Genomic DNA, 18,659 nt, shown 5'->3' on the forward strand with positions numbered 1-18,659 from the left:
GCTAGAGCTCCACGTCGTCCGCGGTGACCGCAGCGCGTTCGGTGTCCGTCAGCTCCGTCGTCGCGACGGTGAGCGCGTAGTGCTGCCGCGGATCGAAGTCGGGGAACTGGTCGACCCGGTCGAGCACGTCGAGCACCAGTTTCTTGAGGAACAGTCGCGGTGAGACGCCCACCTGCCCACCCAGCTTCCCGGCGACGGCGGCCGCGAGGCCGCGCAGGTACGCGTCGTCGACCAGGGTCCGGATCCGTTCCGGGTCGGCCGTGCCCTCCGCGTAAACCTCGCGTACCCGGATGCCGACCTCGACGAGGCGGTCCAGGTCGAAACCGACGAGCCGGATCTGCGGGGCCCGCGGATTGTCGAAGCGGCCGTCGGTGGTGAAGTCGGTGTGCAGCCGCTGCGCGAGCGGCGGCAGCGATTGGATGCCGAGCCGGCCGTCGAAGAACGCCGGGGTCCCGGTGATGAGGAGATACAGCCCCGGATACCGACCGGAGTCGAGCTCGTCGATCCACTGCCGCAGCGCATTGAGCGCCTTCGCGCGGCTGTCGGAGCGCATCCGCTGCAGCGTCTCCACCTCGTCGATCACCAGCAGCAGCCCCGGGTGCCGTGCACCCTGGAGCACCGCGAGCAGGCCCTGGAGGAATCCCATTGCGAGGAAGTGGTCGACGTCCTGTCGTACCCCGGCTGCGCGTTTTGCGGCGGCCCCCACGTGCGGTTGTCCGCCGAGCCACGCGACGAGCGCATCCGCGGTCGCGGCGTCCTCATGGGTGAGGGCTGCGCGGTAGGCGCGCAGCACCATCGGATACACCGGAGTGGCCGTCGCGACCGCGGCGAGTCGCTGTTCGAGCAGCGCGTCGACCTGCTCGGGCGTGGCCTCGTCAACCCCGGCGGCGGCTGCGGCGTCCTCCTCCACCCCGAACAGCCACGCATCGAGGACATTGCGGAACGCCGACGGCGGGAACGCGGCGGTGCGTAGCGACTCGGTGGTCCGGCGGTACACAGTCTCGAGCTTGTGCAGCGGGGTTTCGAGCTCGCTGATCTGCACCTCGGCGACAGCCAAGCTGCGGCGCATCGCTCGCTGCTGCATCCACCGTGCGAAGAACGTCTTGCCGGAACCGTATTCGCCGCGCACCGCCTTGAACATCGACCCGCCCGCGGCGACGGCATCGAGGTCGTCGTCGATGGTCGGCGCGAAGCGGTCGATGCCGACGGCGAGCACGTCCAGGTTGCCGGAGGGCACGGTGCCCTGCCGCAGCGCCTGCAGGATTTCCCGTCGCCGCACCGGCGACAGTGTCGTCACGGCGCGACCCCGTACTGCTCGAACAGCAGCGCGGCTTCGAGTTCCACCTCGGTGCCGTTGTCGGAGAGCACCACCACCCCGTCGGTGTTGAGAACCTGCGCAAGCACGGCGACCGCAGCCCGGGCACGGGCGGGTTTCACGTCGAGGAGATCGGCGGCCCGGCTCAACGCGAGCCGGCCGTTGCCGTCGAGCAGCTCCCGCAGCAGCCGCCCGATCACCGGTTTGGTGAACTTCGGCCGGAACTGCGCGTACTGCTGACCGAACAGTTCGCTGCCCAGGACCTCCGCGATCCGGTCCCGGCCTCCGGGCGCTGCAGCGACAGGGGCGGCGGGCGCGCCGACGTCGAACAAGGCGTCGGCCTGCGCGACGGGTTTTGCTGTGACGGTGGGCTTCTTCCGCTTCGACGCGGCGGCTGCCGCGACGGTCGGGACGGGCGTGGGCGCCGGGGCGGTGCGCGCCGCCTCCCACCACGCCGGCTGCGGGGCCGGCGCGACCTCGATCCCGAGATGGTGCGGCACCGCACCGTTGACGAGGATCGACACCGGGATCACCGCCTCGGCCAGCGAAGCGCCGCCGTGGTAACCGGCCTTGAGACCGGTGTAGCGCACCTGCTCGTCGACGGCGAGGATCCCCCGCTGGTGCCCGGACAGCACCCGCACACCGGTGACGAGCACCTCGTCGTCGCGGGCCTCCGGGTCGACATCGGACGCGGACCGGTACCGGGCCGAAACCTGCTGGCCCCGCTGCACGCTCGGCTGCTCCCGACGTTCGACGACGTGCCCGTGATCGCTGACCAGCACCACCGTTCGTCCCACGGCGGCCGCGGCGGTGAGCAGCGGATCGAGATGCTTGAAACTCGCGGTGCTCCAGGCGGTTCCGATCGGATCGGATCGGTCCAGCGCATCGTCTATGTCGTTCAGGACACACGCCACAACTGGGCGATGCTCGGTGTCGTCCACCGCGTCGCGCACCGCGTCGGCGAGGGCGTGATTGCGAGAGACGAGATCCAGTTCGGCCTTATGGAAGAGCACCGGTCCGATGCCACGCAGCCCGTTGCGTTGCAGCCAGTTCGAGAACCCGGATCGTTCCTTGTCCTGTCCGCCCTCGGCGAGCGTGCCGGTCAACAGCGAGCAGCGCGAGAACCGGGTCACCGTCGGCAGCGTGGCGAGTGCCGCGTGCGGCCGCTCGGCGCCCGCGAACCGGCATTCCTGCCACTGCGGCCGGTGTCGCCGCAGTGCGTCCGCGACGACCTCGTTGGCGACCGATCCACTCATCCCGTCCGCGATCACGAGCAGCACCGGCGACGGCTTCGGCCCGCCGGGCGTGACCCCGCCGAGACCGCCCGTAGGGCCCGGTGCGGGCACGGTCAGCGGCTTTACGATCCGGTCGAGCACATCCTCGATGTACAAGGGGCCGCCAGAGGTGGCGCGGTGTCCGCCGTCGGCGGCGAGGCGACGCGCGAACCGGCGATCTGCCTCCGCCCGCTGGGCGCGCACCGCAGTGACGATCCGATCGGCGACTGTTGCCAGGGCACGATCGTCGGCGCCGACGAACGCGTCGTTGACGGCATCGTCGACCCACGACAGGTCGCGCCGGTAGTGGGCCAGCCAGTCGGTCAAGCCCCCGGATTCGGGCCAGTCGAGCGCTCGGCGCCGCAGCAGCCGCAGTGCCGCTGCGCCGACCTGCACGTTGCGCGGCGCGTCCGGGGTGCCGGCGTGCGCACCGCGGTGCGCCACCACGTCCGCCCAGGCGTTCTCCGCTTCCGCGAGATCACCGGAGTCGACTGCTGCGCTCAGCGCCGACGCGAACTGCGCGATCCGTGGCGCCAACCCCATCTGCAACACGTCCGAGCGCGCCACAAGCGGCTCGGCCTGCAGGCGCCGCACCGCGTCCTCCGCGCGGCGCAACACGTCGTCCGGGACGTGCGGGCCGGACACCGCGAGCGTGGCGGCGTTGCCCCATGCGGTGAGTTGCTGTTCGGTGAGGGCCCGGCCGCCGAGCTCGACCTCGAGCAGGGTGCGGACCTTGACGGTGGTATCGCGCGGGGCTGGGAAAGCGGCGGTGCCGTCGCCGACGAGCGCTGCCACCAGACCCAGCGGCACGAGTTGTGCCGGTCCGCTGCTCCGCCACACCGCGACGAAGGCCGGTCCGAGCGGGCCGAGCCGGGCCTCGAGCCAGCCGTAGAACTGCTCCAGCAACACCGGATCCGTGTGCTGGCGCCACACGTCGAACCGGGCGGTGGCCGCGCCGTCCATCGACCACAGGGCGACGTGGTGCGGCGTGTACTCGGCGGGCCGCAGCCCGAAGTTGCGGTCGGCAAGGGCCGCGAACAGGTGGTCGTTGGTGAGCACCCCACCAGGCGCGGGGGCACGCACCCCATCGAGGTCGCGCAGCGCGGCGCGGGCCGCGTCGTTGCTCAGCGACAGCAGATGGAACTCCTGCCGCGACGCCTGAAACAGCTCCCGCAGCGCGGGCCACGGGTCGAGGTTCGACAACCGCCCGGCCGTGAGGTGCTCGAGGATCCCGGCAGGCAGTTCCGCCGGGTCGCGGTCGGTGAGGATCACCACCCAGTCGGCGCGGTGCCGCTCGGTGAGCGCGTCGCGGATCGCCAGGACGCTCGGGGCGACCCGCACCCGCACCGATTGCCCGTCCAGGTCGAACTCCTCGGGCCCCGACCACACCGGTGCCGCCGCGAGCGCGACCACCCCGCGCGGGTAGTTCTTGCTGCGCAGGCCCATGACGAGGCTGCGCACCGCCGCGGCATCCGCCTCGGGCAGTCCAGCGGCGACTGTCACGGTTGCACCTTGGTGATCGTGACGGTGTAGGTGGCGTCCGGATCTGCGTCGAGGAGTTCCCGTAGCCGGGCTTCGACGGCGGAGAAATCCCTACGGCCGGTGCAGGTGAGTGTGATCGGAGGGGCAATTGGGTCCGGCAGGGGCGGCAGCGGCGGAGGAGGCGGAGGCGGGGTGGGGTCGGTGAGCCATTTCTCGATCCACCGATCCCGTGCTGCATCGGCGGTGCGCAGTGCTTCTGCGAGTGGCCGGGACAGTTCGTGATCGGCGAATGCGTCCGCCACTGCGTTGACGATGATCGCGGCCTCTTGACCCTTCTCGTCGTTCGTATTTGCAGACTTGCGCAGCACGGTGAACTTATCGAGGGAGTAGCGGCTCACCACGTCGGCGACCGAGACCGCTGTGGTGAGGGACTTACCGGCCTCATGGTCGGTGCCGGCGAGTGGCGCTCTGGCGATCGCCTCCACCACGGCGAGGTTGTCGAGGCGATTCAGCCGCGCATCGAGCATCCCGTTCAGGTCCCGGGCGAGATCGAGGCGCTTGCCGGCGTCGAGACCGAAGTAGGCGTACGCGTGGGTGAGGACGTCGACGAGCCGGGACCGGTCGGCGCGACCGGCGGCCGCGTCATCGCGTACGTGCTGCACGAATGCGGCGACGTTGGTGGCGGTGAGGTAGTCGTTGACGGTGTGTCCGGTCAGCGTCTTCCACCGGGTGCACGCCTGAGTCCACACCTGTCGGTCGGGCAGCGGCTCGAGCCGCAGCGTGGTGCCGCGCCGGAACTCGCCGATGGCGGGTTCGTCGATGGGGGAGGAGTGCAGGAACCACGACCGCTTGCCCTGCGCCGCCCACGCCCCGGCGACGAGATCGACCATGTCGTCGGTCAATCCACGCTTGGGGCCGCTCGCGACGATTGCGCTGCGCAACTCCTCGATGGGCACGTCCCCGGCCTCGTCGATCCCGCCGCGGGAGAGTTCCTGGGTGATGCGGTTACGCCACGTCGCGAAGTGCTCCGGGCCGAACAGCAGGTGGGTGTCGTTCGTGCGGGCGACGCCGAGCGACTCGACGATGCGCCGCACACTGTCGCGTTCACCGCGGTCCAGCGGGATCCGGCCGTCCACCACCGCCTGCGCCTCCCGCAGCCGCGTCAACGTCGTGTTCAACTGGCGGCGGGTGATGAGCAGATCGGAGGGCGTGAACTCCGGGTGGTCCGGGTACAGCGCGGCGAACGCATCCGCGATCAGCCGGTTCGCGGCCTCGGCGAGGTCGTTTCCGATCGGCGGCTGCACCGCGAACCCGGCGTGCAGCGACCGCAGCGGCGGCTGCCCGGCCGCGAAATGGGCGCCGGCCGCGACTCCGTACGCCACCTGGATGGCAGTGCCCAACTGGCCGCGCACCTGCGTCTGCTGCTGCTGCAGGATCGAGCGGGCCGCGGCGCGGTCGGCGTCGGACAGCTCGTTCGCGTACGACGCCCACCGGTCGCCGGCGAGGACGTAGTTGAGGATGACCAGCCGGCCGAGCTGCCGGGTCACCTTTTCGCTGAAGAAGTTCGGCAGCCACGCCACGGTGAACCGGTCCTGCCCGGTGCGCAGCAACTCGTCGATGCGGTCGTGGTCCTCGCCGGTGGTGTGGCCGGCGTCGTCGAACGGCAGATCCACGATGAGCCGCAGCGCACCGGCGACCGAGGGCCGGAACGCCTCGTCGGGCAGGTAGCTGTGGTCGCGGATGTTGCCGAACACCACCTCCACCTGCCGCTGCGTGCCGCGCCACACCACTTGGCGCAGCAGTGCGTTGTCGACGGTGTGGTCAGCGCCGACCACACCAAGCTGCTCGGAGAGCAACTCGCGCATCAACTCCCGGCGACGGCCGTCGGTATCCTCGGCCTGCGCGCGGCGCACGATCCTCTCGTAGTCCACCGACTCGAGGGTCACCGAGATGATGGGGTTGGCATCGGCGGTGACGGACAGTTCGGGGATCTCCGCTGCCCACTGCTTGACCTTGCCGGTGATCTGCCCGATCTGGTCGCCCGGGATGAGGCTGATGACGCTGCCGTGGTTGAGTGAGGCCAGCCGAGAGGCGTCGATCTGTTTGAGCGCAGGCACATTCGGGGCGACCGCCGACATGAGCAGGGTCTTGGCGATGCGGATGTCCGCACGCAGACCCGGCGGCACGTCCTTGTCGAGGGTGGACTCGGGGACGTTGGCATTGCGGAACAGCAGTGGCCGCAGCTTGTCCGTCCACAGCGAGCGGGCCGTCTTGAAGGTGTGCACGGCCGCGTCGTTGATGGGGGTGGCGTTGGCGCTGTCGATGATGTAGTCGAACGCCTCCCCGACGGGGATCACGTTGTCGATGGTGAGGCGGTCGGCGTTGTCCTCGAGCATCTGCTGCATGACCTTCAGCGCGGTGCGTTCGCGCTGCATCTGCCCGGACAGTTCGCGCAGCGTCGCAATGAGCGCCGGCGAGAACGGATAGGTGAGCTTGAAGGCGTCGGCGTCGGAGCCGCGGTGCCGGTCGTCGGTGTTGACGCCGTCGAGGAGCACGTCCCACACCTGCGGGCTGCGGTCCAGCCGCGTGAACGCGGCGTCGAGGGCGGCCTTGGCGTCGGCATCGCGGGGCTGCAGCAGCCGCTTGTGCGCGATGTAGGGCAGGTTCTCGTCGCCGAGCGTGACCAGGCCGAACCGGCCTTCCTGGTGCGCGAACGCGCGTTCGACGGCCTGCTGGATGGCGCCGGCGTCGGGGCCGCTGGCGATCCATTGGGCGAGGTTATGCTGGCGGGCGACGAAGGAGACGACCGGCACCGCGAGCCTGCCGCGGCTGGTCTCGACCAGCTTGGTGATCTTCTGGACCTCGGCGTTGAAGCGTTCGCGTTCGGTGATGAGGAACGTCAGCCACAGCACCAGCTCGTCGAGCATGAGCACCACGCCGTCGTAGCCGAGCGATTTGGCGTGGTCGGCGATGACGGCGATGCCGTCCTCGAGGGACAGCCAGTCGGTGTTGCGGGAGTAGCTGGTGAAGTAGGTGGACACCAGGACTTGCTGCAGTCGGGCACGCTCGGCGGGGGCGGCGCCGGGAGCACTCGCGGCGGCATAGGTCTCCGGAGTCCACGCCGAGGTGGCCTGCCCCAGGGCCGCCCAATTCACGGTGGTGCTGGCCTGCGGACCGCCGGCGCCGTTGAGCGCCGCGAAGAACTTCTCGTCGCCCACTTCGCGGCGACGGTTGTCGGCGTCGGCGAACAGACCGCCGGCCGAGTGCAGCACGGGCGGCAGCACATCGGGGTGTGCCGCGGTGATCTGCCGCAGGTACTGGTCGAACAGTGCCGATTCGACGGTGGTCGCGTCGAGGAAGTGGAACGTCAGGCGCAGCAGGTTCGCTTCGTTCACCATCGGGTGCTCGGCGACGATCGGCTGCAGTTCCGGCACCGACATGGCCTTGGGGGAGTGCCCGAGGATGCCGTGCAGCACGGCCATGAAGTGCGACTTACCGGAGCCGAACGAGCCGTGCAGGAACGCGGCCTTGTTCTCCCCGGAGCGGAGCGCCTCCTCCACCACCGCGAGAGCCAAGTCGAACGCGCCGGCGAGGGCGGGGGTGACGACGTAGGAGTCGACGGTCGCGGCGAGGTGGTCTTCGCCCACCGAATCGGACAGTCGCAGCACATAGTCGTTGGTGCCGTGCGATTCGGGGATGTCGAACGTCTCCCGCAGGGTGCGCGCGGGAGTGGAGGCGCCGGGGAACACTACTGGCCTGCCTTTCGGGTTGCTGCCTTACGACCACGCGTCTTCTTCTCGGGCCGCCATGCCGGAAGATCCTGCACCGGCACACCGACAGCCGCCGATTTCTCCGCCAGCTGATTGCTCAGGTACTCCGCGAGATCGAGGCCGAGGTTCGGATCGACGCCCGAGTGCCACTGCTTGACCCACGGCAGCACCTCGGCGATCCCTGCGACGACGGGCACCAGCGCGGTCAGCGCCGTGCCTTCGGATTCGCGCAGCGCATAGATGGTGGCCAGCGCCAGGCCCTGCTGTGCGTGATTCCACCCGGCCCACCCGAGCAGCGGGGTCGGGTCGGTGTCGCGTCCCGCATCCGGGTAGGCGATGAAGCGTTCCTTCGGCACGTCGAGCTTGCCGCGGTGCGACCAGTACGACGACTTGAGGAAGTCGGTGCTGGTGTACTTCGGCGGAACGGGGATGTCGGTGGCCTTGATCAGGCCGGCGTCCTCGTCGCGCTGCAGATCCCACACCCGGTCCCACTCGGCACGCTTTCGCAGCCCGGAGTCCTTGTAGCGCAGGGCCGCAAGATACGGCACGGCCTCGTCGGAGAGCAGCTTGACGAGCGTTGCGGTGACCGGTGCGTCCTTCTGCCCGGCCCACAGGTCTAGAGCCTCGATGAACTCCGAGTCCTTTTCGACGTGCCCGGCGAGCTCGCCGACGGAGCGCGGCAGCGGCGTGCCGTGCGGGGTGAACCAGAGGGCCGGGTCCTCGAGCTTATCGAGCAACCAGTCCTTCAGCGCGCGCTGCAGCTTCACATCCCACGAGTCTCCAGCCCAGCGGCGCTTGTACTCAGGGCGTTCGAGCAGCCGAATGAACGGGTTGGATTCGATGGCGGCGAGGCGCTTCTCGACCAGTTCACGGTATTCGCTGGGCCAGTGCGCGGGGATCTCGGTGATGGGGGTGGACCCGTGGCGGGTGAACCACTCGGTCTCGGCTTCTCCGGCCGCAATCTTACGTTCGAGTGCTATCTCAAAAGAGCGCTCGCCCAGAGCGATACGGGGGGCCTGACCCACAGGAACGGTGAGGTCCTCGTCGACCAGGCCGTAGTGACGGTAGACCTCCCAGTCGAGTTCGTCCTGCTCGGCGATCATCTGGGCGCGAGTCTGGTTGTGTTCGACGCGGGCGGTGTCGACAGTAGCGCGGGTGGCACCACCGGCTTCGATTGCCGCGGCCGGTTCCTGAGCGGCGAGCTGGTGCGACAGGGTGTCAATGCGGCGGGCACGCTCGAGCGGGGCTTCCTTCGTCAGCGGGAAGTCCTTGAGGGTGGTGCCGGTAAATTCGTAGGTGTTCTTCCACAGCTCACTGCCCATAGCCGCGTATCCCGCATCCACACGCGCGCCGCCACCTTCGCCCTTGTTATGGCTGTTCTGCTTGAGCCAGAAGCACGCGGTCGAGCTGTTGAGGGTGCCCAGCAGCCGCAGGTGATCGTCCTCGCTCGCACCCTCCGGCAACTTGATCACCGGCGCAGACTGCTTGAACACCTTGCCGCCACGGTCAAGCACGAAATGGTTATGGGTGGCGACGAACGCGAAAGCGATACCAAATGGCGATCGATAACGTTTGGGAAAGAACATCGAGTGGTCGAACCAACGCAAACCGCGTTCGGTGAGCGTTTGCTTAAAGTCAATTCGTCTACTGAGTGCTGTGCGGTTTAACCAGAGTGTGCGAAACGCTGAATCCTTTACCTCCTTGGGGAGTCCATGGCGGTCGTACGGGAAAACCGTCACGTGTTCTGGGGCGATGGCATAGTCGCGCACATCTTCGCCCAAGACAATCGGGACAGCATCACAAGAGAAGTCGCGGGTCCGGGCGGCTTGCGGTGTTACGTAGAACGCGTCATCGAGCCCAGTGTGGGTCGTTCGGCCAATCGCATCGCAACGGTCACCGAGCGTGGTTCTGCCGACCTCGTCGATAGCGGAGAGCGTTTCGACAGCTCCGCCGCCGCTCAAGCTCCACGGGTGCTGATTCAGGTTCGTACGCGGGAGGTCGGCGATCGACACCCACTGGTCTTCGTAGCCGGGCCGGTCGATGTGATCGACGATCGACGTCCACACCAGTCCCTTGGCCGGATTCGCCGGTGCCCCGGGCTCGCCTTCGATACCGAGCACCGCGCGGACCGAGTCATGAACCGTGGACTGATTCCGGCCGACGAGGATGACGGTCGGGGTGCCGTGGCCCGGTATGTAGGCCCCGGACGTGTCGGCGACCAGCCGCAGGTCCTTGCGGGCGAGGAACTCCTCGATCAGCGGCACCCCGAATTCGCGTTTCATGAAGGAGTTCGAGGTGATCTGCCCGACCCAGCCAGCCCGTTCGCCGGGGTTGGCGAGGTCGAAGAATTTTTCCATGAACGGAACTGTGAGAGCGTAGGTGCCCTTGCAGTGGTGGTAGATCTCCCGGTATCGGGCGTTGAGCGCCTTGTCGCTCACGGTGATGTACGGAGGGTTGCCGACCACCGCGTCGTACTGCCCGGGCGCGAGGATGCGACGCAGCACCCGCGCGTCCTCGGTGCTGTAGGTGAAACCCGATGCGACGGCGTCCTTGTCGAACGCCGCGTCGCCGAAGTCGAACGCTTCCTTACCGCCTTGCTCTGGCCCATGCAGCAGGGAGTCGCCGGCGGCGAGATTCAGGGTGAACTTCGGGGCGTTGATGAGGGACTTCTCCCCACATGCCTGCAGCGCCGCGACGATGAGTCGGAACTTCGCGATGGCCACCGCGAACGGGTTCAAATCCACGCCGTAGATCGACGCGAGGGCATTGTCCACGCGGGTGCGCAGTTCGAGACCGGGGGCGTGGCGGTGCCAGCGCTCCACCAGACGGGCGAACGCGCCGAGCAGAAAGTGCCCGGAGCCGCAGGTTGGGTCGATGATCTTGAAACCCTCAAGCGGGCGGTCCTTCAGCGCCGGTTCGAGGGTCTGATCGAGGATGAACTCCTCGACGAATTCCGGGGTCTGCAACAGGGCGTACTTCTTCTTCGCGAAGTCCGACAGATCCTGGTACAGGTCGCCGAGGAAGCGGGTGGTCAGGGCGTCGTCGTGGAACGACCACGCCAACTCACCGGTGTCGTCGGTCTGCCGCCAGAATCCGAGCAGTTGCTGCACCGCGTCGGACGACGGCGAGATGATGTTCAGCGCGGCGTGCTCGTCGACCAACGCCTGCGTGGCGGGGTTGCGGCGCAGCGCGTCGAAGGACTGCTCGAGCCATTCGCGGTACGAGCAGTCCTGGTGCTCGCGGTAGAAGCTGTTCTCGGCGTCGACGGCGCGCTGCCGCAGCAGCGGGGTGGGGCCGGCGATCCACACGGCGGTGTCGCCGAGCAGCAGGTTGTCCTCGCAGAACCGCACGAACACCGAGGTGAGCAGCCAGCCGACGGCGGCCTGGGTGAGCTGGTCTTCGGACCAGTCGGTCCACGAGGTGGCGGTGCGCTGCTCGCGCACGGCCTCGCGGTGCGTGGTGCGCCAGTTCTCGAGCTCGTGCGTGTCTGCGTTCAGGCGGGCCCGCATGTCATCGACCAGCAGGGTCAGCTGAGGCTTGAGTGCGGCCGTCAACTGGGCTCCGGCGATCGTGGCCAATGCCATCAGGCGTGCTCCTTCACTGTCGAATCCTCGGTCTGCACGGCGGCGAGCAGTGCCGCTACCTCTGTATCGTCGATCTGCGCGAATTGTTCCGGGCTGTTGAGCGGCAATGCCGTGCCGTCCACCTTCGCGCCGGGTCGTCCGCCCGATTCATTGCGTTGCGGCACCAGCGCCCACACCGCGTGCGGTGGTGGCGTCGCAAGATCCGACCAGGTGCGCACGATCCCCAACTGTCCGTACGCGGCGAGTGTGGACAGATCGGTGAGGACCACCGGCCCATCCGCTGCGGCGACCGCATCGATGAGCGGCGGCACTGCCTGTGCGACGAAGCCTTTCAACCCTTCCCGGTCGGCGGCGGCGCCGGCGTCCGCGGCGAGGATCGCGTTCCAGTCGATGCCCGCGGCCGCGGCCTTGGAGCGCAAGGTGCCCAGCAGTAGATCCGTCACGTCGATGCGGGTGGCACCGAACTTCTCGACCAGCGCCGCTGCCACCGTGTCGGACGTGCCCAACGGCACCCCGAGCGCCCGGAACGTGCGTTCCTGCACGCTCGAGGTGAGCAGGTACTCCACGTCGGAGGTGCCGTGCTCGCGGTGCGCCGGCGCGGCGGTGCGGGTGTGCCGGGTGGGCACGTAGGACGCGACGGCCTGCTCCTGCACGAACTCGTAGCGGCTGCGGGACTCGTTCCAGTGCATGTCCGGCACCAGCGTCTGCACCACCGCGTCGAGCTCCGGGCGGCGCGGGAGGGCCTTCGCCAACGCCGGGAACCGGGCCGCAACCCGGGATTCCAGGTCGGGTCGGCCGAACGCGTCCGCCGCGGACAGGCCGCGCAGCAGCATGCGCAGCGCCTCGAGAATCGGCATGGACCGGGCGTGCAACTCGTCGCGGGAGGTCAGGGCCACCTGTGTCGAGGCGGCCGCTGCGATCCGCAGCAGCGCGTGCCCGGGGATCTCCAGGTCGCCGGCGGCCACATCCAACAGCGTCGCAGCGGCTGCCCGCAGTGCCGGCTCGGACTCGGCGGGCGCCACCAGCAGCGACCCCTGGGCCTGCGCGTCGTCCACCAGCGACTCGGCGCGCGCGGCGAGCACCGCGGGCAGCTTGCGCGACACCGCCTGCGTCGAGATCATCGCTACGGTGCCCGACCCGTGCCGCCGCACCATGTGCACCGCGGTGGACCCCGCACCGTCGCCGTCGGCGTCGACCTGCGGCGGCGAGGCCAACAGCAGCCTCAGCACACCGAGCGCGGTGCGCTGCGGATTCACCACACCCTCGGTGTGCAGGGCGCCGGCGAGTTCCCGGGCCAGCAGGTCCGGGGTCGAGGCGCCCCCGGAGGATTCGATCAGGGTGAGCAACCGCCCGTTCAGCTCCTCGACGGTCGCCGCGAGCTGCGGGTTCTTCGCCCACAGCGACGGGAACTCGCCGAAGATCTGCGCGATGCGCCCAGCCGATACCCCGGCTCGGGCCGCGAGCATCGGGTAGGTGATGAACGGATCTGCCGGGCTCTGCGCGTGCCCGCCGAGCACCAGCTCCACCACCTGCCGCCGCATCGCCGACGGTTTCGTCGCGGCCGCGCGCGCGAACTCGTCCGCCAGCACCGCGAGCGCGGCGTACGTCGCGGCGGGGGCAACCGGCGGTGCCGGTTCCGGAGCGGGCGCAGGCGCGGGCTTCTTCTTCTGCGTCGGTGCCGGCTCGGTCGCCGGTGCCGTGAATACCTCGACCCATGCGTCGCGCATGGCCGAGGCGGTGTCGAAGCGGTGCTTCACGTTACGTGCCAGCGCGGTCCGGAAGAATGCGGCCAGTGCTTCGGCACGCGTGGCGCTCAGTCCACCTGCGGTGAAGTCTTCCGCGGTGACGGCGACGTCGTCGTCGAGCACCTTCGGGTCGCTCAGGCCGTCCCCGTACACGGGGGTCCCGGCGGTCGCCATCTCGTACAGCACCACCGCAGCCGAATACCGTTCCGCTGCCGAGTCGTACGAGGTGCGGATCCCAGTGCCCAGGAACGGATCCCGATACGGCGGGGTGCCCGCGTCGATCTGCTCGACCGGGGCACGCGAGAGCGAGAAGTCGAACAGTGCGAGCCGCGTCTTCGCCTTGGCCTTACCCTCCGGCTTCGTCAGCCCCAGGTTGGACGGTTTGAGGTCACGATGGGTGATGCCCGCCGCGTCGAGTGCGACCACCACGTCCAGCAGCTCCCTGCCCCAGGTGCGCAACTGCGCCTCACCGAGCGGGGTGTAGCGCACCACGTCCGCGAGGGTCTGCTCGCCGCAGTTGCTCAGCAGCAGCGCCGTGCGGTGCGCCAGCTCGATCGGGCCTTCGATCAGCTCCACCACCCCGGGCACCGGCGGGGACTGGCGGGCCAGCTCGGTGAGCACCTGCGCCTCGTCGTGCAACCGCGCGGTGGCGGCGTCGTCCAGACCCACCTTGAGCACCCGGAGCCGGTCGTCGTGCTCGCGGTCGGTGACCAGCACCCCGCGCGCGGTGGAGCCGGCGCCGAGCACCCGCACCACGTCGAAGCGGCCGCCGAGCAGCGCGCCGGGAGCCGGGTTGAGCGGATCGGCCTCCGGGGTGGCGGTCGTCGCCAACCGCTCGTGCCGGTAGTCGGTGAGGGCGGTGACGAACTGCTGCGCCCCGAACTGGGGGACGCCGGATTTGCGGTCCGTCTTCATCCGCGTCGACACCGAGGGGGCCGTCGCCTGCAGCACCAACGCGCGCAACGTCTCGTCGACGAACCCGCCGCCCGACGCCGCCAGGTCCAGGCCGTGTTCGAGCCGCAGCCGCTCGAGCAGCGCCGCGCGGTCGCGGGCCGGGGCCTGCCCACCCGAGAGCAGGTAGTAGGCGAGCGCGCCGAGGGAGAACACGTCCAGCGCGAGCCGGTCGGCGTCAGGGGCCCACCGGTCCTCCGGCGCCTGATACACCGCGTCGGCCGGGGCGCTGCCCGGGGCGACCGCGGTGCCGAGCATCGTCGCCGAGCGGGTGTCGCCGCTGTGCACGCGACCCGCCCACGACCAGTCGGCCAGGCGCACCCGCACCTTGCCCCGATCGAGCGCGTCGGTATGGACAAGCACGGTGCTCGGACCCAGGCCGCGATGCGCGACGTGGTTGCGATGCGCGTAGGCGACGGCCTCGGCGATCTGGGTGAGAATCCGCAGCTGCTGCTCGGCGGTGAGGGTGCGGGTCGCCAGCGCCAGGTCCAGTGGCTCGTAGCCGGGGATGTCCGGATAGACGATGACGGTGTTGCCGTCGTCGTCCTGCACCAGGTCGCGGGGGGCGACGATCGCGTCGTGCCGCAGCGAGGACAGCAGCGAGAACTCCCGTTGCATGCGCCGGTGCGACGCTGCCCGCGCCTGCACCGGGGTGCCGCGGTGGAACGAGACGATGCGGGCGCGGCCGCGTTCGTCGGTGCCCTTGTGGGTGGCGGCCCACTCCTGCCAGTCGTCGCCACTGGCCAGGGGAGTGCCGGTGATCGTCCACGATCCGGCGTCACGTTCGGTGCGGCGGGCGATGCCGAGGTTCTTCAGCGCGAGGGCGATGATGACGGACAGGTCCTCGTCGACCCGCTTGGTCTCGGTAGGGGGCTCGAGCAGCCGGGTGGAGATGCCGGGCAGGCCGGTCTCGTCCTCGAATCCGTCCGGACCGAACAGGCCCGACTTCGCCAGATCGGGCATGTCGACCTTGAACGGTGAGCCGTGCAGGAACACCGATTCCTGCACGAAGGGCAGCGCGCGGCGCACCTTCTCCACGTTCAGGCCCGCCTGCTGGGCGACCTTGCGGGCCTCCTCCTCGATGCGCGTCGCCAGCCGCTGCGCCTTGCGTCGGGTGATGAGCAGCGGGGAGCGTTGCGTGCGGGTCTTGCCGCCGAGGGTGGTACGCACCCAGCTTGTCTCAGTGCCCTGCAGCAGACCGGTGTAGTGCTTGAGCTCGACCAGGTGTAGGCGGCGCCGGCCCAGCACCAAGGCGTCGATCTCGTGCCACTGACCGTGGTTGTCCATGAACTCGAAGTTCGTCCACGCGCGGTAGGGGGAGGCCTTCGGGACGACGTAGCGGAGCATTGCCAAACCGTCGGCTTCGTGTGGAAATGCCGACTTCGAGACCTCGACCCACCGGTCATCGCCTTGTGCCACGTCACCACCCTGCCGCTTGCATCCCCGCGGCCGAACTCGGGTCGCGTGCTTCGGTCGCTGAGGTTACCAATTGGAGGACCTTGTACAGCGGTGGCACGCCAGAAGCTCGGACGTGCAGTTTGTATGAAATTCCAGGTTCGGGCCGAACGCGACGATTGTCGGGTACGCCTGCTATCAATTTCATCGTTCAATCAACTACGGTGCCGCGTCGGGGTGGTCCGCCACACCCTCGAGGACGTTGTCGATGACCGAGAACATGTCTGTGCCCGCCGCGCCGTATGCACCGGAGCCAGAGTCAGAGCCCGGGCCGGTTCGGAAGCCGCGGCGCTGGCCGTGGATCCTCGGCATCGTCGCCGCCCTCGCCGTGGGCGTGGGGATCGGTGTCGCCGGTACGCCCTCCGACGAGGAGAACCAGGCGATGATTGACACCTCCGTCGCTGCCGAGGGAAGCCGACGCAGCCAAATCCACATTTGGCAACGGCATGCACCTCGTCGGGCGCGACATCAACCCCGGGACGTATCGGACCGCCGGCGGGTCGTACTGCTATTGGGAGCGACTTTCTGGTACTTCCGGCGAGTTCGACGACATCATCACCAACGACAACGTGTCAGGGGCGTCGGTGGTGACCATTAGTTCGTCGGACGTAGCTTTCAAGTCCAGTGGTTGCGGAACGTGGACCAAGATCGGATGACTGTGCCAGCTGGTGAACTGACATCCTAATAAATACGTCGGGCGCGATTGCGTCGTAAACACTTCAATGAGAATATGAGGCGCTCAAAAACCAAATCCGATTCCGACACCTTCGTGCTGGGCTTCTGTTGCGGTGACGGTCACTGGGTCTTCGCCGGCCACGCTCACATCGTAGAAGTCGCTGCCGAGAACCACATTTGGGTATGCCCACAGGTTGCATGATCCATCAGGTTGAAGCCTGCTGGCCGTGAAGGTGCTTGCCCCTACTTTGTGTCCCGTTGCATCAGCTACCGAAACGAATGCGCCGTCTCGAATACCTGATAAGTATCCCGAACCCTCGCATCCAGTTGCGGTCGCACGCGCATACGGTGCTGCGACTTTTGCCATCACAGTGATACGTGCGGAGGTCGGTTGGCTTGATGTTGTGGCGGTTGGGGAGGGGACCGGCACGGCAGTCGGCACACGTTCGGACGAACAGCTGCCAAGGAGAATGGCGGACCCACAGATGACCGTCACAACAGATCGCATGCGAGGTTGATACCACGTCGGCCTGCGGTGTGTACCGAACTGATCACCGTCTTCGCGCTCACCTTGCGGTTGGATCTGGATCGAGTCTCAAATCCGGACAGCGTAGGTCGGTGAACTTGGGGGCGCGGGTAAAGCGGAATGTTTGCTGCAACTGCTGGTTACAGTGTAACGGGCCGACCTGCATGTCCTACTTTAGGGACGATAGGGCAAGGTATACAAAAGGAATGGGACCTAGATGACTCCTCCTGCCGGCTGGTATCCGGATCCCAGGAACTCCGTCGTTGATCGATGGTGGGATGGGCAAGCGTGGACGGGTGCGACCAGGCCTCGCTCGACTGCGTCGACCCCCGCACCTTCATTGTCCGGTGTTCGCCAGCCACTGCCGCCGGCACGGCGTAACAAGCGGCGGTGGCCATGGGTTGTTGGCGGAGTGTTCGCCTTCTTTGCGTTCGTGGCGGTGGCAACCGGCGGTAGTGAAGAGTCTGGACCAACGCCCGGGGAGCGAGCCAAGTTTGCGACTCCAACATCGTTGTCACCAGCGGAAGCCGAGGCGGTAGACCGAATACGAAGGGAGGCTGAAGCCAGCCGCCAGGCCGCTCCCTCGGCGGCACGAGTACCGATGACTACAACCACTAGCCGCGTGGGTATTGGCAGGCCTGTCCGTGATGGCAAGTTCGAGTTCATTGTGCATTCCTGGGACGGTGCCACAGCTTCGCTGACAATCACCAACATTGGGGATCGGCCGAATTCCGTGGCAGTATCGGCTCAGTATCTTTTCGACACTCAGGGAAGAAGATTCGAGCCCGAATTCGATTGGACGTCCGACCTGGCCTTCGCAGAGTTGAATCCCGGTCAATCGGTATCCGGAACTCTCACATATGTCCTGAGTGGCGCTACTCCGGCTCACCTGGAACTGCATGATTCGATCTTTTCTGGTGGAGTTGAAGTATCGCTGCGCTGATGCTGAATGCGGGCTTCCGTGATGAGTTGGGTTTGTGGGGGAGTATGTGAGAGTTCTCTGCTGGAGGGCCGTGCAATCGACACGGCTGAATTGGTTCCCTTCCAGTGGGTCGCATGTATTGATGGCGCGCAGGAGGAATACGTAAGCGACCCCGCATCGCCGACGTGGACACGTTACCGTCACCGTTGCAGGGCGAGGCAATGGAATGAGCTTGGGACCGATGTCCCAAGACTCGCCGCCGTCAGGGCGTGAACCGGAGGCAACTATCAGTTCGTGCAGGGTGCTATTTCGGCGAACCTACGTGATGACGAGAGCTATGGAGGCTCTTCGTAGTTAGCAGTGGCATTGATGCCGGCTGGGTGTGCTCCGCCGGGAGCGGCGGGTGCAGGCCCACCGTACCCGGCGCCGTTGATTCTCGGGATTGCGGAATCCGAACGCAATCCGTCCGACGTGCTTGACGATCCGGTTGTAGCCTTCGCTGCGCGCGTTCGACAGACCCGTCTGGATGGCCCGGACGATGGGGTCCTGCCAGGTCTCGACGGTGCGGGCCAGCGCGGTGACCTCCGGCACCGAGCAGGCGGCGCAGAACTTGTAGAACCGATACAGAGCGGCTCGGATCTCGTGCCGCAGCCCACCGCGACCGGTGCACGCGAGCAGGTCGCGTAGCAGTTCCTTGGCGATCCAGGCGGCGGCGATCTCCTCGCTCGGGTCGGCGGCGAGCAGCTTGGTGAACAGTTCGGTGCGCTGCTGATCGGTGAGGGTCTCGGCGCCGCGCAGCAGCCGGCGGCGGTTGATCCACTCGACATCGGACTTGCGTCCGCGCCGACCGCGGTGGGTCTGGGTGACCCGCCGGCGCACCGCATCGACCCGAGTTGCACCAGGTGAGCCGATTTTCGGGATGATCGCGTCATCGGTGCAGGTAGCAGCGGTGCGTGTTCG

General features: G+C 68.0%; 6 protein-coding genes and 2 pseudogenes. 2 read left to right on the forward strand and 6 right to left on the reverse strand.

Annotation, left to right across the window (positions count from 1 at the left end):
- Position 1 precedes the first annotated feature (1 nt).
- Genes brxD through ISO16_RS27045 form a run of 5 tightly spaced genes read right to left on the reverse strand, consistent with a single transcriptional unit; the run spans position 2 to position 15,468 of the window.
- On the reverse strand, positions 2-1,297 hold the full coding sequence (brxD, locus tag ISO16_RS27025; RefSeq protein ID WP_072634861.1) for a BREX system ATP-binding protein BrxD: 1,296 nt from the start codon (positions 1,295-1,297) through the stop codon (positions 2-4).
- Entirely contained in the window at positions 1,294-4,092 is a 2,799-nt protein-coding gene (gene pglZ / locus ISO16_RS27030; protein WP_072634862.1) for a BREX-2 system phosphatase PglZ, read from the reverse strand. The genes brxD and pglZ overlap by 4 nt, the downstream gene beginning before the upstream one ends.
- Entirely contained in the window at positions 4,089-7,820 is a 3,732-nt protein-coding gene (locus ISO16_RS27035) for a DUF6079 family protein (protein WP_072634863.1), read from the reverse strand. Before ISO16_RS27035 ends, pglZ begins: the two co-directional genes overlap by 4 nt.
- Positions 7,820-11,425 carry a BREX-2 system adenine-specific DNA-methyltransferase PglX gene (gene pglX, locus ISO16_RS27040; protein WP_072634864.1) on the reverse strand — a complete coding sequence of 1,202 codons (3,606 nt, stop codon included), beginning with the start codon at positions 11,423-11,425 and terminating at the stop codon, positions 7,820-7,822. Before pglX ends, ISO16_RS27035 begins: the two co-directional genes overlap by 1 nt.
- A complete protein-coding gene (locus ISO16_RS27045; RefSeq protein WP_083662468.1) occupies positions 11,425-15,468 on the reverse strand; it encodes a protein kinase domain-containing protein in 4,044 nt (1,347 codons plus the stop codon). Before ISO16_RS27045 ends, pglX begins: the two co-directional genes overlap by 1 nt.
- Positions 15,469-16,994: 1,526 nt before the next feature.
- On the opposite strand from ISO16_RS27045, the pseudogene ISO16_RS29130 reads away from it, so the two are divergent.
- Positions 16,995-17,087, forward strand: a pseudogene (locus tag ISO16_RS29130) (DUF2510 domain-containing protein); the annotation flags it as partial.
- 291 nt (positions 17,088-17,378) lie between these two features.
- On the forward strand, positions 17,379-17,720 hold the full coding sequence (locus tag ISO16_RS28865; protein ID WP_072634898.1) for a DUF4352 domain-containing protein: 342 nt from the start codon (positions 17,379-17,381) through the stop codon (positions 17,718-17,720).
- Positions 17,721-18,053: 333 nt separating this feature from the next.
- Here the strand turns inward: ISO16_RS28865 and ISO16_RS27055 are convergent.
- Positions 18,054-18,587: pseudogene (locus tag ISO16_RS27055) on the reverse strand (ISL3 family transposase); the annotation flags it as partial.
- Positions 18,588-18,659: the final 72 nt, after the last annotated feature.

The organism is Rhodococcus sp. M8 (assembly GCF_015654185.1).
Classification (GTDB): domain Bacteria; phylum Actinomycetota; class Actinomycetes; order Mycobacteriales; family Mycobacteriaceae; genus Rhodococcus; species Rhodococcus aetherivorans.

Excerpts from the sequence above, each read along its gene's own strand:
- ISO16_RS28865 (WP_072634898.1), top strand. The coding sequence starts at position 17,379 with ATGACTACAACCACTAGCCGCGTGGGTATTGGCAGGCCTGTCCGTGAT.
- ISO16_RS27045 (WP_083662468.1), bottom strand. The coding sequence starts at position 15,468 with ATGCTCCGCTACGTCGTCCCGAAGGCCTCCCCCTACCGCGCGTGGACG.
- pglX (WP_072634864.1), bottom strand. The coding sequence starts at position 11,425 with ATGGCATTGGCCACGATCGCCGGAGCCCAGTTGACGGCCGCACTCAAG.